10 protein-coding genes are annotated in these 13,371 nt (G+C 72.3%); 7 read left to right on the top strand and 3 right to left on the bottom strand.

Going from position 1 to position 13,371, the window contains the following annotated elements:
- The first annotated feature begins 381 nt into the window (after nt 1-381).
- On the top strand, nt 382-3,270 hold the full coding sequence (gene topA / locus CLT71_RS19960) for a type I DNA topoisomerase (RefSeq protein WP_101368436.1): 2,889 nt from the start codon (nt 382-384) through the stop codon (nt 3,268-3,270).
- A 79-nt stretch (nt 3,271-3,349) separates the two neighbouring features.
- On the opposite strand, the gene CLT71_RS19955 is transcribed toward topA, so the two are convergent.
- Entirely contained in the window at nt 3,350-4,273 is a 924-nt protein-coding gene (locus tag CLT71_RS19955) for a GNAT family N-acetyltransferase (protein WP_158242267.1), read from the bottom strand.
- A 51-nt stretch (nt 4,274-4,324) separates the two neighbouring features.
- Entirely contained in the window at nt 4,325-5,647 is a 1,323-nt protein-coding gene (locus tag CLT71_RS19950) for a D-arabinono-1,4-lactone oxidase (protein ID WP_101368434.1), read from the bottom strand.
- A 273-nt stretch (nt 5,648-5,920) separates the two neighbouring features.
- Between CLT71_RS19950 and CLT71_RS19945 the strand changes: the two genes are divergently transcribed.
- Nucleotides 5,921-6,487: a TetR family transcriptional regulator gene (locus CLT71_RS19945; RefSeq protein ID WP_101371620.1), complete on the top strand. Its 567-nt coding sequence runs from the start codon at nt 5,921-5,923 to the stop codon at nt 6,485-6,487.
- A 28-nt stretch (nt 6,488-6,515) separates the two neighbouring features.
- Here CLT71_RS19945 and CLT71_RS19940 read toward each other — a convergent pair whose 3' ends face one another.
- Entirely contained in the window at nt 6,516-7,736 is a 1,221-nt protein-coding gene (locus CLT71_RS19940; RefSeq protein WP_101368433.1) for an amino acid deaminase/aldolase, read from the bottom strand.
- 366 nt (nt 7,737-8,102) lie between these two features.
- On the opposite strand from CLT71_RS19940, the gene tmk reads away from it, so the two are divergent.
- From tmk to CLT71_RS19915, 5 genes are all read left to right on the top strand, one after another.
- Nucleotides 8,103-10,460: a dTMP kinase gene (gene tmk, locus CLT71_RS19935; RefSeq protein WP_101371619.1), complete on the top strand. Its 2,358-nt coding sequence runs from the start codon at nt 8,103-8,105 to the stop codon at nt 10,458-10,460.
- Complete coding sequence (locus CLT71_RS19930) at nt 10,460-11,743, top strand: DNA polymerase III subunit delta' (RefSeq protein WP_101368432.1); 1,284 nt, start codon at nt 10,460-10,462, stop codon at nt 11,741-11,743. The genes tmk and CLT71_RS19930 overlap by 1 nt, the downstream gene beginning before the upstream one ends.
- Nucleotides 11,744-11,978: 235 nt before the next feature.
- Nucleotides 11,979-12,305 (top strand): YbaB/EbfC family nucleoid-associated protein, encoded by a 327-nt coding sequence (locus CLT71_RS19925; RefSeq protein ID WP_101368431.1) that lies wholly within the window; start codon nt 11,979-11,981, stop codon nt 12,303-12,305.
- Nucleotides 12,306-12,620, top strand: a complete 315-nt coding sequence (locus tag CLT71_RS19920) for a hypothetical protein (protein WP_101368430.1) — start codon at nt 12,306-12,308, stop codon at nt 12,618-12,620.
- The gene (locus CLT71_RS19915) at nt 12,620-13,318 is read left to right on the top strand and encodes a hypothetical protein (protein ID WP_101368429.1); all 699 of its coding nucleotides are present in this window, start codon (nt 12,620-12,622) and stop codon (nt 13,316-13,318) included. Before CLT71_RS19920 ends, CLT71_RS19915 begins: the two co-directional genes overlap by 1 nt.
- Nucleotides 13,319-13,371 lie beyond the last annotated feature (53 nt).

Raw genomic sequence — 13,371 nt, 5'->3', positions numbered from 1 at the left:
CCCCGGTCGGGCCGAATTTCGGTCGGTAGCCCTGGCCACGGCCGCAAGGGATCGACAGCTGTCGTATCCCGGACAGCAGGAAGTCAGCTTTGTTCGGATAATCCGGTTAACGGCCCATCAAGTGCGGCATGATCCGTCCGGTTGGTCCCGCGCGGATCCCCGGTGGGTGTACGGTGTCGCCGTCCGGCATGACCGCCCGTCCCGTCCTGTTGCACCCGGCGTCACCGCAGCGTAGCGGTGCTCTTCGCGGGCCGCGCAACTCGGCGGTCGGGCAGCGCGTTACGTTGGACGTCTGGCCTCCGGGCGGCCGATCGGCCCCGGTGGCGAGCGCGGACAGGGCGGTCCGCAGGGGGAAAGATCGTGATTGAGGTCAGGAGAGACGTGCCGAGCAACGCCAGGAGCACCCGTCTGGTCATCGTCGAGTCACCGGCGAAGGCCAAGACGATCTCGGGCTATCTCGGCCCGGGGTACGTCGTCGAGGCCAGCCTGGGTCACGTCCGTGACCTGCCACGCAACGCCGACGACGTGCCCGCGAAGTACAAGGGTGAGTCGTGGGCCCGGCTCGGCGTCGACGTCGACAACGGGTTCGCCGCCCTCTACGTCGTGTCGCCCGACCGCAAGCAGCAGATCACCAAGCTGACCCGGCTGGCCAAGGAGGTGGACGAGGTCTTCCTCGCCACCGACGAGGACCGGGAGGGCGAGGCCATCGCCTGGCACCTGGTCGAGACGCTCAAGCCCAAGGTGCCGGTCAAGCGGATGGTCTTCCACGAGATCACCCGGCAGGCCATCCAGGCGGCGGTGGCCAACCCGCGCGAAATCGACCGCGACCTGGTCGACGCCCAGGAGGCGCGGCGGATCCTGGACCGGCTCTACGGCTACGAGGTCTCCCCGGTGCTCTGGCGGAAGGTCCGCTCCGGACTCTCCGCCGGCCGGGTCCAGTCGGTGGCCACCCGGATCGTGGTCGAGCGGGAACGGCAGCGGATGGCGTTCCGCAGCGCCGAATACTGGGACATCCTGGCCACCCTGGCCGTGCGGGGCAGCACCGACGGGCCGCGCACCTTCTCCGCCACCCTGATCGCGCTGAACGGCGACCGGATCGCCACCGGCAAGGACTTCGAGCCGACCACCGGCCAGGTGAAGCCGGGCGCCGGGGTGACGCACCTCGACGAGGCGGGAGCGCGTGGCCTGGCCGCCCGCCTCGACGGGCGCCCCTTCACGGTGACCCGGGTCGACGAGAAGCCCTACCGGCGCCGGCCGTACGCGCCGTTCATCACCTCGACACTCCAGCAGGAGGCGGCCCGGAAGCTGCGCTTCTCCTCGCAGCAGACGATGCGCACCGCCCAGCGGCTCTACGAGAACGGCTACATCACCTACATGCGTACCGACTCGGTGAACCTGTCGGAGACGGCCATCGCGGCCGCCCGCCGGCAGATCGCCGAGCTGTACGGCGAGCGGAACGTGCCGCCGGAGCCGCGCCGCTACACCGGCAAGGTGAAGAACGCCCAGGAGGCGCACGAGGCGATCCGCCCCGCCGGTGACCACTTCCGCACCCCGGGTGAGCTGGCGAACGAACTTTCCGCCGAGGAGTTCCGGCTCTACGAGCTGATCTGGCGCCGGACGATCGCGTCCCAGATGACCGACGCGGTCGGCTCCAGCGTCTCGGTGCGGATCCGGGCGGTCTCCGGCGCTGGCGAGGAGGCCGACTTCGGCGCGACCGGCAAGACCATCACCGAGCCGGGCTTCCTGCGGGCGTACGTGGAGTCGTCCGACGACGAGAACGCCGAGGCCGAGGACGCCGAACGGCGACTGCCGAACCTGGTCAAGGACCAGCCGCTGACCGCCGACGAACTGGCCGCGACCGGGCACCACACCCAGCCGCCGTCCCGGTACACCGAGGCGTCGCTGGTCAAGTCGCTGGAGGAGCTGGGCATCGGCCGCCCCTCCACGTACGCCTCGATCATGGCGACGATCCAGGACCGGGGGTACGTCTTCAAGCGCGGCCAGGCCCTCATCCCGTCCTTCCTGGCGTTCGCCGTCGTCGGCCTGTTGGAGCGGCACTACCCGAGGCTCGTCGACTACAACTTCACCGCCGCGATGGAGAACGAGCTGGACGAGATCGCCGGTGGTGACCACGCGGCGGTGGACTTCCTCACCTCGTTCTACTTCGGCAGCGACAACGGCGGCGACCAGTCGGTGGCCCGGTCCGGCGGGCTGAAGAAGATGGTCACCGAGAACCTGAGCGAGATCGACGCGCGCAGCGTCAACTCCATCCCGCTGTTCCGGGACGACGAGGGGCGCGACGTCGTGGTCCGGGTCGGCCGCTACGGGCCGTACCTGCAACGGAGCCTGCCCGGCGCGGAGCCGACGGCCCGGGACACCGGCGACGGCGGCCCGCCCGAGGACGCCACCCCCGCCGGCGACCGGGCGCCGATCCCGGAGGGGGTGGCCCCGGACGAGCTGACCCCGGAGAAGGTGCACGAACTCTTCCTCGGCGGTGGCGGCGAGCGCAAGCTCGGCGAGCACCCGGAGACCGGCGAGCCGATCGTGCTCAAGTCCGGCCGGTTCGGCCCGTACGTCTCCAGTGGCGAGCGCAAGTCCTCGCTGCTGCGCTCCCAGTCGCCGGACTCGTTGACGATGACCGAGGCGCTGCGACTGCTCAGCCTGCCTCGGGTCGTCGGGGTGGCCCCGGACGGCGCCGAGGTGCTGGCCAACAACGGCCGCTACGGCCCGTACGTGAAGCGTGGCGACGAGTTCCGTTCGCTGGAGTCGGAGGAGCAGCTCTTCACGGTCACCCTGGAGCAGGCGCTGGCCCTGCTGGCGGCGCCGAAGACCCGGCAGCGCCGGGCGGCGGCCCCGCCGCTGCGGGAGATGGGTGCCGATCCGCTGACCGAGAAGCCGCTGGTGATCAAGGACGGCCGGTTCGGGCCGTACGTCACCGACGGCGAGACGAACGCGTCGCTGCGGCGCGGCCAGACTCCGGAGGCGCTGACCCTGGAGGAGGCGTCGGAGATGCTTGCCGAGAAGCGGGCCAAGGGCCCGGCGCCGCGCAAGCGGGCGGCGAAGAAGGCGACCGCGAAGAAGACCGCGGCGAAGGCCACCAGCGACGGAACCGCCGCCAAGAAGACGGCCGCCAAGAAGACCACGGCTGCGAAGAAGACGGCCGCTGCGAAGAAGACGGCCGCTGCGAAGAAGACGGCGGCGAAGAAGACCACCGCCGCCAAGAAGGCCGCCCCCCGGAAGGCGGCGGCCACCGCCGAGCCGACCGAGTGAGGATTGCCAGGATTCTTGGCGAGTTGCGGCTCACCGCGAACCACAACTCGCCAAGAATCCTGGACCTGTCTTTGATCGGTCAGTTGGGGCGGGGGCGGCGGAAGCCGTACGTCTGGTACTCGCGGCGGAAGCCGAGGCCGGCGTAGAGCCGCTGCGCCGGCAGGTTGTCCGCGTTGTAGTTGACGGTCACCGTCGCCATCCCGGCGGCCCGCATCCGGTGCATCGCGTCCAGCATCACCGCCCTGGCCAGCCCGCGCCGGTGGAAGTCCCGGTGCGTACCGACCGGCTCGAAGTGGCCGACCCGGTTCTGCTCGTCGATCCAGTAGACGGCGAAGGCGGCGATCCGCCCGTCCGGCGCCTCGGCGACGATCTCCCGTTCCGGTGTGTAGCCGGGCCGGGTCATCACCGCCGACCGGTACTGCTCGCCCGCCCAGTCCGCCTCGAAGGCGGAGTTGCGGGCCTGGGCGAGTCCGTCGGCGTCGGCCAGTTCGGCGCTACGCACCGTGAAGCCCTCGGGTGCCACCGCCTCGTCGAGCGGGTCGGCGAGATCCCGGACAGTCACGTCGTCCCAGGTGCGGAACCGGGTGAACCCGAGTTCGGTGAGCAGTCGGATCCGGGTCGTGTCGCGGTCGAAGACGTCGGTCAGCACGTACGGCTCGGCGTCGCGGTCGGCGGTCATCGCCCGGGCGGTGGTCTCGTACGCCGTCTGGAGCATCGCCCGCTCGGCGGCGGTGCCGCGCAGCGCGGGCGCGCAGAAGACGTCGAACGCGGCGCCGAAGCGCAGGTTGATCGCCAGTCCGACGATCTCCTCGCCAGCCTTCCAGAGTTGGACCAGTTCACCGACCGGTCGTCCCCGGAGGTTCTCGTAGATCCGGTGCGGCACCTCGCCGACGTGGTCGTATCCGCACCGGCCGGCCTCGGCGATCCAGGTGGCGAAGGTCCGGGACAGCCGGGGCAGGTCGGCGTCGGAGTAGGGGTGCGGTTGTGGCAGATGGTTCGTCACCGGCCCTGTATACGACATTGCCCGCCCCGGAGCCGAGCAATTTTCGCCCGGTCAGGGCCCGAGCACCTGTTCGGTGTAGGCGTTGGCGAAGATCCGGTCCGGGTCGAGCCGGTCCCGCACGGCGAGGAAGTCGGCGAACCGGGGGTACGCCGGGCGCAGCGACTCGGCGTCCCGGTAGTGCTGCTTGCCCCAGTGCGGCCGGCCGCCCAGCTCGGTGGCGATTCGCTCGAAGGCCCGGAAGTACGCCTCGGCGGGCATCCCGGCGTACTGGTGGATCGCCACGTACGCCGACTCGCGCCCGTGACCGTGCGAGAGCCAGATGTCGTCCGGGGCGGTGAACCTGACCTCGACCGGGAAGAGCACCCGGAACGGCAGTTCTTCGATGACCCGGCGCAGCCCGGCCAGCGCCTCCGGCAGGGCGGCTCTCGGCAGGGCGTACTCCATCTCCTCGAACCGGACCCGACGCGGGGTGCAGAAGACCCGGTCGGAGCGGGCGGTGTAGCTGCGGGCGGTGAGCGCCCGGGCGGAGACGGCGGAGATGGTGGGTACCAGGCCCGGGGCGGCCCGGCCGAGCCGGCAGGCTCCGGCGAAGACGGAGTTGGCCAGGAAGTCGTCGTCGAGCCAGCTCCGGAACCGGGGCAGTGGACGGTCGTCGACGGGTACCCGGTTGTTGACCTTCACCTGCACCCGGTCGGTGTACGGGAACCAGTAGAACTCGAAGTGGTCGTTTCCGGTTACCAGTTCGGGCAGTTCGGCGAGGACCTCGGGCAGTGGTGCCGGGCGCTCGTCGGCGCGGAGTACGAAGGCGTCGACGCAGTTCAGGGTGACCTCGGTGATCACGCCGAGGGCGCCGAGCCCGACCCGGGCCGCCGCGAAGACGTCGGGGTGCCGGTCGGCGGAGCATTCCAGCAGCTCACCGGTGCCGGTGACCAGGGTCAGCCCGGCGACGAAGGTGGAGAGGCAGCCGTATCCGGCGCCGGTGCCGTGGGTACCGGTGGAGATCGCCCCGGCGATCGTCTGCGCGTCGATGTCGCCGAGATTGGCCAGCGCCAGATCGTGTCCGGCGAGCACCTCGTTGAGCGCGTGCAGGGTGACCCCACCAGGTACCGTGATCTGCCGGTGGCCGGGATCGACCCGGACCGCTCCGTCCAGCGCGGTGAGATCGACCCGCTGGTCGTCGGGGCGGGCGATCGCGGTGAACGAATGGCCGCTGCCGACCGGCTTGATCCGCCGGCCGGCGGCCCGGGTGGCCCGGACCGTGGCGACGATCTCGTCCACGGTCGACGGTCGCAGCGCGTCGCCGCTGGCGTGCTGGTTGCCGGCCCAGTTCGACCATGAGGAGGCGGCTCCGGGTGGTGCGGTACGTCCGCGCATCTGACCTCCGCCAGCTCTGACCAGGTCGCCAATGGATAAAGATGAATTAGGCTCGCGTCAAGGTGTACCAGGGCGAGTAAATCAGGATCGTCACGGCGAGTAAATACCGATATCCGTTCGGCTCGTTAGTACGGATAGCGTTTCGAAACCGTGACGCCTAGTAACCTTCACCCCGTCGAAAGGGAGTGGCGACGAGTGTCCACGTCAACCGCCACATCCGGTCCACTGCGCCGCGTACCGGTGCAGGGCCGCAGCGTCGCCCGGGTCCAGCGCATGCTCGACGCCTGTGCCGAGATAGTCGACGAGGTCGGCTACGAGGGGCTGACCACGACCCTGCTCGCCGAGCGCGCCGGAGTGGCCATCGGGTCGGTGTACCAGTTCTTCCCCGACAAGCGAGCGATCGTGCAGGCACTGACCCTGCGCAACATGGAGGCGTACCTGGAGCGGCTCAGTGACCGCTTCTCCCGGGGCGACCTGACCCACTGGTGGGACGGGGTCGACGCCGCGATCGACGAGTACATCACAATGCACCGGCGGGTACCCGGCTTCCGTACCCTGCACTTCGGCGACGTCGTCGACGTGCACCTGCTCGACGAGGACCGGGACAACAACGGCGTCATCGCCGAACAGTTGGCCCGGGTGCTGGTCGAGCAGTTCGGCACCACCGACGCACCCCGGCTGCGCTTCGCACTGGAGATCGCGGTCGAGGCGGCCGACGCGTTGATCAAACTGGCCTTCCGGCGCGATCCGGAGGGCGACGAGAAGGTACTGGGCGAGGCGACCGCGCTGATCCGGGAGTACCTGCACCGGCACGTCGACGCCGCGCCCGCGGCGAGCTGACGGGGTGGCCGGCCAGCCGCGTACACACTCAGAGGAAGGCTCGGCCCTCGCCGCGATAGGTCGGAACCGTGCCCACGACCCGGTCCGACTCCACCAGGTGCAGTTCGCCGACGTGTTCGGCCAGCTCGCCGGCCTTGGCGTGCCGGAACCAGACCCGGTCGCCGACCTGTAACGACTCGGCGGCGACACCTGTCACCGGGGTCTGCACCTCCCCGGCGCCCTCGGTGCCGGTAAGCCGCAGACCCGGCGGCAACCACGGGGTGGGCAGCCGGGTCGGCTCGGCCGGCCCGGACGCCACCCAACCACCGCCGTGCAGGGTCACCACCCGGGCGGCGGGACGGCGGACCACCGACAGCGCGAAGAACGCCGCCGGTCGGGGCTGCCAACTCCGGTACGCGTCGAAGAGCATCGGCCCGTACAGGCCCGACCCGGCGGTGATCTCGGTTACCGCCGGGTCCGCCGCGGTCAGCGCGACGCTGCCGGTGCCGCCGCCGTTCACGAACTCCAGGTCGGCGTGCTCGCGTACCGCCGCGACGGCCGCCGCTCGGCGTCGCAGCAACTCCCGGTACGACCGCCGTTGCAGCAGCCGGATGGTGGCGCCCCGGACCGCCTGCCGGGGCGGTGCGTCGCCGAGCCCGGCGATCTGTGCCTCGTACGCCATCAGGCCGACCAGCCGGAAGCCCGGCCGCTGGGCGATCGTCCGGGCCAGGGTGCCGGCCTCGTCCGCCGAGTGCACGGGTGAGCGGCGGATACCGATGTGCAGCCGGCCGCCGAAGGTGTCGGCCAGTGGGCGCCACGAGGCGTCCAGGTCGAGGCAGGTCCGGATCTCCGCCCGGGAGCCGGCGGCGGCGACCGTGTCGACCAGGTCGAGCTGGGCCGGGCTGTCCACCATCAGACAGATCCTGGCGGCCAGTTCCGGGTCGGCGGCGAGTTGCGCCAGCGCCTGCCGGTCGGTGGTCGGGTAGCCGAGCAGTGCGTCGTCGGTCACGCCGCTGCGGACCAGCCAGATCGCCTCGGCCAGCGTGTACGTCATCACGCCGCCCCAGCCGGATCCGGCCAGGGCCCGGCCGAGCAGATTCCGGCAGCGTAGCGACTTGCTGGCGACCCGTAACGGCTTGCCGCCGGCCCGCCCGGTCAGCGCGCGGGCGTTGGCGTCGAACGCGTCGAGGTCGACCACCGCGAAGGGGGGTTCGAGGTGCGCGGTCGCCCGGTCCAGACGGCGACGCAGCAGGTCGCGTTCGGTGGCCATTCGAGCACGCTAACCCCCGGAGGGTTAATGCGAAACAGTCTCGTGTCTCTCGGGCGTGGCGTGGTCCATCCCAGGGGGCGTGACCCGGGCCGCCGGAGATGCGCGGCCGACCCCTAGGCCCTGGTTCCGGGGAATGTCGGGGTCGGGGCGGATCCGTACCGCGATTAGAGTGTGCTCGGGGGAGCCCAGCCATGGGCCGGGGCGCGGAGGGGTACGACCATCGACGACAACGACAGGAGCGCGGAGCGCACAGCGCAGTCGCCGCCCGGTACACCCACGCCACCCGCCGCCAGCCCGGTCGACCGGACCGGCTACCAGGCACTCCGCTCGGTCATGCGGATCCGCCCGTTCCGCCGGCTCTGGCTGGTGCTCGGCGCCGCCTCGTTCGGTGACTGGCTCGGTCTGCTGGCCACCTCGCTCTTCGCCGCATCCCAGGTCAGCGGCGACACCGCCAAGGGCCTCGCCTTCGGTGGCGTGATCGCGGTCCGGCTGCTCCCGGCGCTGGTTCTCGGCCCGATCGCCGGGGTGCTGGCCGACCGGTTCGACCGGCGTCTCACCATGGTCATCTGCGATCTGCTGCGGTTCGTGCTCTTCGCCTCGATCCCGCTGGCCGCCCTGCTGGACGTCGGCGGCGGGCTGGTGGTCGGCTGGGCGGCGGTCGCCACCTTCCTGATCGAGGCGATCACCCTGATCTGGATCCCGGCCAAGGAGGCCGCGGTCCCGAACCTGATCCCGCGGACCCGGCTGGAGGTGGCCAACCAGCTCACGCTGATCACCACCTACGGGATCACCCCGGTGCTGGCCGCCATCGTCGCCGCGGTGTTGGACCGCAGCGTGCGGGCCGCCGCCGGTGGACCGCCGCCGGACTGGGCCGAGCCGGCCCAGTTGGCCCTCTACGTCAACTCGTTGAGCCGGCTGGCCACCGCGCTCGTGGTCTTCTTCGGGATCCGGGAGATCAGCGGCCGGGGCGCTCGCCGGAGCGTCCAGCAGGTCGAGCAGAGCGCGTTGCGCCAGTTCGTCGAGGGCTGGCGGTTCATCGGCAAGACCCCGCTGGTCCGGGGACTGGTGCTCGGCATCTTCGGCGCCTTCGCCGGCGGCGGCGTGGTGATCGGTACGGCGAACTTCTTCACCAAGTCACTTGCCGCCGGTGAGGCGGCGTTCTCCCTGCTCTTCGGCGCGATCTTCCTCGGCCTGTCGCTCGGCATCGGGCTCGGGCCGATGATCGTCCGGGAGATGTCCCGGCGCCGCTGGTTCGGCATGAGCATCGTGCTGGCCAGCGCCTCGGTGCTGGTACTCGCCGGCTCCATCCACCTCTCCATGGCCATCCTCGGCGCGGTACTCGTCGGTGCCGGTGCCGGGATGGCCTTCCTCGCCGGTACCACCCTGCTGGGCGGGGAGATCGCCGACGAGGTACGCGGCCGGGTTTTCGCCGTCGTGCAGACCGGTACCCGGCTGGTGCTGATCCTGGCCATCTCGGTGAGCAGCCTGCTGGTCGGCGTCGGCGGCTCCTGGCAGCTGCGCATCGCCGATCTGGGCATCTCGGTCTCCTCGACCCGACTGCTGCTGCTCGTCGCCGGGGTGGCCGGCATCCTCACCGGGATCAAGGCGTTCCGCCAGATGGACGACAAGCCGGGCGTACCGGTGCTCCCCGACCTCTGGGGCTCGATCCGGGGACGTCCGCTCTTCCCGGCCGAGCCGTTCGCCTCGACCGGAGCCTTCGTGGTCTTCGAGGGCGGCGAGGGCGCCGGCAAGTCGACCCAGGTGGCCAGGCTGGCCGAGGCGCTGCGCCGGCAGCAGCGTGAGGTGGTGGTGACCCGGGAGCCGGGCGCGACCGGGGTCGGGGAGCAGATCCGCGGCCTCGTGCTCGGCCGGACCAGCGGCCCGGACGCGCTCGCCCCCCGGGCGGAGGCGCTGCTCTACGCCGCCGACCGGGCACACCACGTCGCCACGGTGGTACGCCCGGCACTGGCCCGGGGAGCGGTGGTGATCAGCGACCGGTACGTCGACTCGTCCCTCGCCTACCAGGGCGCCGGCCGTACCCTGCCGGTCGAGGAGGTCTCCTGGCTCTCCTCCTGGGCCACCGGCGGCCTCAAGCCCGACCTGGTGGTACTGCTCGACATCGAGCCCCGGACCGGGCTGGCCCGGGTGACCGCCCGGGGTGGCGACCCCGACGTGGTGGAGACCGAGTCGATGGACTTCCACGACCGGGTCCGGTACGCCTTCCTCGACCTGGCCGCCGCCGATCCCAAGCGCTACCTGGTGCTCGACGCCTCCCGGCCGGCCGACGAACTGGCGGCGGCGGTGGCCGAGCGGGTCACCGGGATGCTCGCCGACCCGGACTCGAACGGCCATCCCGAACCGGCGAACCCACCGGACACCTCGACCCGACCGGAGTTATCCGACGCCGAGCTGCGGGCACTGGCGGAATCGCAGGCCGAGACCAAGGCGGAATCCCGGCCTGTGCCTGAGGCGGAATCGCAGAGCGAGACGCTGGCGGAATCGCGGACTGTGCCCGAGGCGGAGTCGCAGAGCGAGGGCAAGGCGGAATCGCGGACCAGGACCGAGGGCGAGGGCGAGGCCGGGGCCGGGACGCGGGCCCGGCCTGACCGGCCGGACCTGCCGGTCGCCACCGGATCGGGCCGGGTCGGGCCGGGCCAGGTCGGGCCGGACCGCGACCGCACCGGTGACACGACGGGTGGCTTCGAGCTCGAACGGCGCCCCTGATGCCGGAGGTCTTCGCCGACCTGGTGGGCCAGCCCGAGGCGGTCGACCTGCTCCGCCGGGCCGCCGCCGCAGCGGAGACGATCCGGGCCGCCGCGGTCGCCGAGGCGGTCTCCGCCACCGCTGGCCTGGACCCGGCCGCCGATCCGCCGGTCGGCGGTGCGGACCGGGCCGCCGGTACCGAGGAGCCGGCCGGTGCCGGAAGCGCGATGACGCACGCCTGGATCTTCACCGGGCCACCCGGCTCCGGGCGGTCGGTCGCGGCCCGGGCGTTCGCGGCCGCTCTGCAATGTCTCCGGGGCACCGGCTGCGGCGAGTGCGCCGGCTGCCACACGACGCTCACCGGAACGCACGCCGACGTACGGTTCGTGGTGCCCGAAGGGCTCTCCATCGGGGTCGGCGAGATGCGGGCCCTGGTGCTCCGGGCGGCCAGCACCCCGAGCGGCGGGCGCTGGCAGATCCTCGTCATCGAAGACGCCGACCGGCTCACCGAGGCGGCCGGCAACGCGCTGCTCAAGGCGATCGAGGAGCCGCCACCGCGTACCGTCTTCCTGCTCTGCACCCCGTCGACGCACCCGGACGACATCTCGGTGACCATCCGCTCCCGGTGCCGGGTGGTGGCGCTGCGCCAGCCGCCGGCCGAGGCGGTGGCGGCGGTACTCACGGATCGGGACGGCATCGCGCCCGACGTGGCGGCCTGGGCGGCAGCGGCGGCCCAGGGGCACGTCGGCCGGGCCCGCCGGCTGGCCCGGGACCCGGAGGCGCGCAGGCGCCGGGAGGCCGTACTGGCCCTGCCGCGCAAACTGACCGGCGTCGGAGCCTGCTTCGACGCCGCCTCCGCGTTGATCGAGGCGGCCGAGGCCGAGGCGGCGGCAGCGGTGGCCGAGGCCGATGTCACCGAGCGGGCCGCGCTGGAGACCGCGCTCGGCGCCGGGGGGACCGGGCGGGGCGCGGCGGGCGCGATCCGGGGCGCCGCCGGGCAGCTCAAGGACCTCGAACGCCGGCAGAAGTCCCGGGCCACCCGGGCCCAGCGGGACGCGCTGGACCGGGCACTTGTCGACCTGGCCGGGTTCTATCGGGACGTGCTGACCGTCTCGCTGCGTGCCCCGGTCCAGCCGGTGCACACCGATGTCGCCGGGATGGCCAGCACGGCCGCCGGGAAGTGGAGCGCCGAAGCCACCCTGCGCAGGCTGGAGGCGGTACTCGGCTGCCGTACGGCGATCGAGACCAACGTCAAGCCACGGATCGCCGTCGAGGCGATGATGCTCGCCCTCTGGCGCGGCTGACCCGGGTCGTCCGCGACCGGCGGCTGGCCGCCGTACCGATGGAACTTCTGTCCTGATCAGGGAGATCTTGGGGCGAAGGGTTCCCTTCGGGCGGGTCGCCCGGTACGGTTCGGTGCCGTAACGCAGCGAAGGTGGTACATACGGTGAGCCGATCTGCGCGGCTTCCTCGGTCAGGCCGAGGCGGCGGAGGCGGCGGCCATGGCCAGCGGGCATCGGGAAGCGGGAGGACCTGCCGGTGGCGCGGGAGATCGACCAGTCGTGGGTCGAGGAGGCGATCGAGCGCTACCGGCGCATCGAGGCGCTGCAGGCCGAGTTCGACGAGGCGGTCCGGCGGGTCAAGGTCACCGTCCGGTCCCCGGACGGGCTGGTCGAGCTGGTCGTCACCGCCGACGGGTCGATAAGCGACCTGCGGTTTCCGGGCGCGCCGCAGCTGCGTACCGGGCCGGACGTGGCCCGGTCGGTCCGGGCCGCCATCACGGCCGCCGACGACGCCGCCCGGTGGGCCCGGGAGAAGCTCTACACCGAGACGTTCGGCGGGTACCGCCGACTGACGGAGGTCTGAGTGGACGCCCTCCGGGACCTGGCCGGGCGGCTCGACACCGCCGGCGGCGGGCTCACCGACCTCGCCCGGCGGCTGCCGTACGCCGGGCCGGAGGGTGGTGCCTTCGGTGCCGACGCGCCGGGGCGACTCGGCGAGGTCGGCGCGACGCTGCACCGGCAGTGGACGGCTGCCCTCGACAACCGGGCCCGGGAACTGCTGGCCACGGCCGAGCGGCTGACCGACACCGGCACGGCGCTGCGCATCGCCGCCAGCGGGTACGCCGACAGCGACGCGGCGGCCCACCAGCGCGCTGCTCCTCGGTCGGGGGAGGCGTGATGGACGTACTCGACCAGCTCGCCGAGCCCGCCGTCGCGCTCTCCGGGCGGGTCGACGACGTACTCGCGGTCGCCGGTGCGCCGGACGGGCACCGGATCTGGCCACTGCTGCGCCGGCTCCGGGTGCTGCCCGGCGATGCCGTGCGGGCGGTACTCGCGCTGCGGCCCGGTGCGCTCGCCGTTGCCGGTGAGGTGAGCCTGGACCTGTGCCGGGGCTACCGCGAGGTCGAGGCGGTACTGGCCGACGGTGGCTCGTGGCAGGGCCCGGCCGCCGAGGCGTACGCGGCACAGCGCGGTGGACTGGCGGGGCACCTGACCGAGCTGACGGGCCGGGCGAACGCCACGGCGGCGTACGCCGAGGCGGTGGCCGGCTGGATCGCCGAGAGCCGGTACGCGCTGGCCCGTACCCTCGCCGGCGTGCTCGGCTCGGCGGAGGCCGTGGCAGTGGTGACCGCCCGGACCGGCGGAAGCATCGGGGCGTCCGGGATGGGGTCGCCGCCGCCCGGCGTCACGGCAGGAGGGCTGCCGGTCGGGTCGGCCGCGGCCGAGATCGGCGCCCGGATCCTGGCCACGGTCGACGAGGCGTACGACCGGGCGGAGGCGCTGCCTCTGAGCTGGGCAGCAGAGCTGGACCTCCTCGGTTACCGCCCACCGGAGCTGCCGACCGTACGCGTCGACGACGGACGCATCTTCCTGTAATCGGAAACAAGCTCATATACCTCTTTTTGTCGTACGCTCTTCGTATTCTGCCG

This window comes from Plantactinospora sp. CNZ320, from assembly GCF_002846275.1.
This window is presented reverse-complemented; position numbering and strand designations above follow the sequence as displayed.

What these genes read in the sequence shown, in the direction of transcription:
- CLT71_RS19940 (WP_101368433.1), bottom strand. Translation starts at nt 7,736, where the DNA reads ATGGCCACCGAACGCGACCTGCTGCGTCGCCGTCTGGACCGGGCGACC.
- CLT71_RS19915 (WP_101368429.1), top strand. Translation starts at nt 12,620, where the DNA reads ATGGACGTACTCGACCAGCTCGCCGAGCCCGCCGTCGCGCTCTCCGGG.
- CLT71_RS19950 (WP_101368434.1), bottom strand. Translation starts at nt 5,647, where the DNA reads ATGCGCGGACGTACCGCACCACCCGGAGCCGCCTCCTCATGGTCGAAC.
- CLT71_RS19945 (WP_101371620.1), top strand. Translation starts at nt 5,921, where the DNA reads ATGCTCGACGCCTGTGCCGAGATAGTCGACGAGGTCGGCTACGAGGGG.
- CLT71_RS19930 (WP_101368432.1), top strand. Translation starts at nt 10,460, where the DNA reads ATGCCGGAGGTCTTCGCCGACCTGGTGGGCCAGCCCGAGGCGGTCGAC.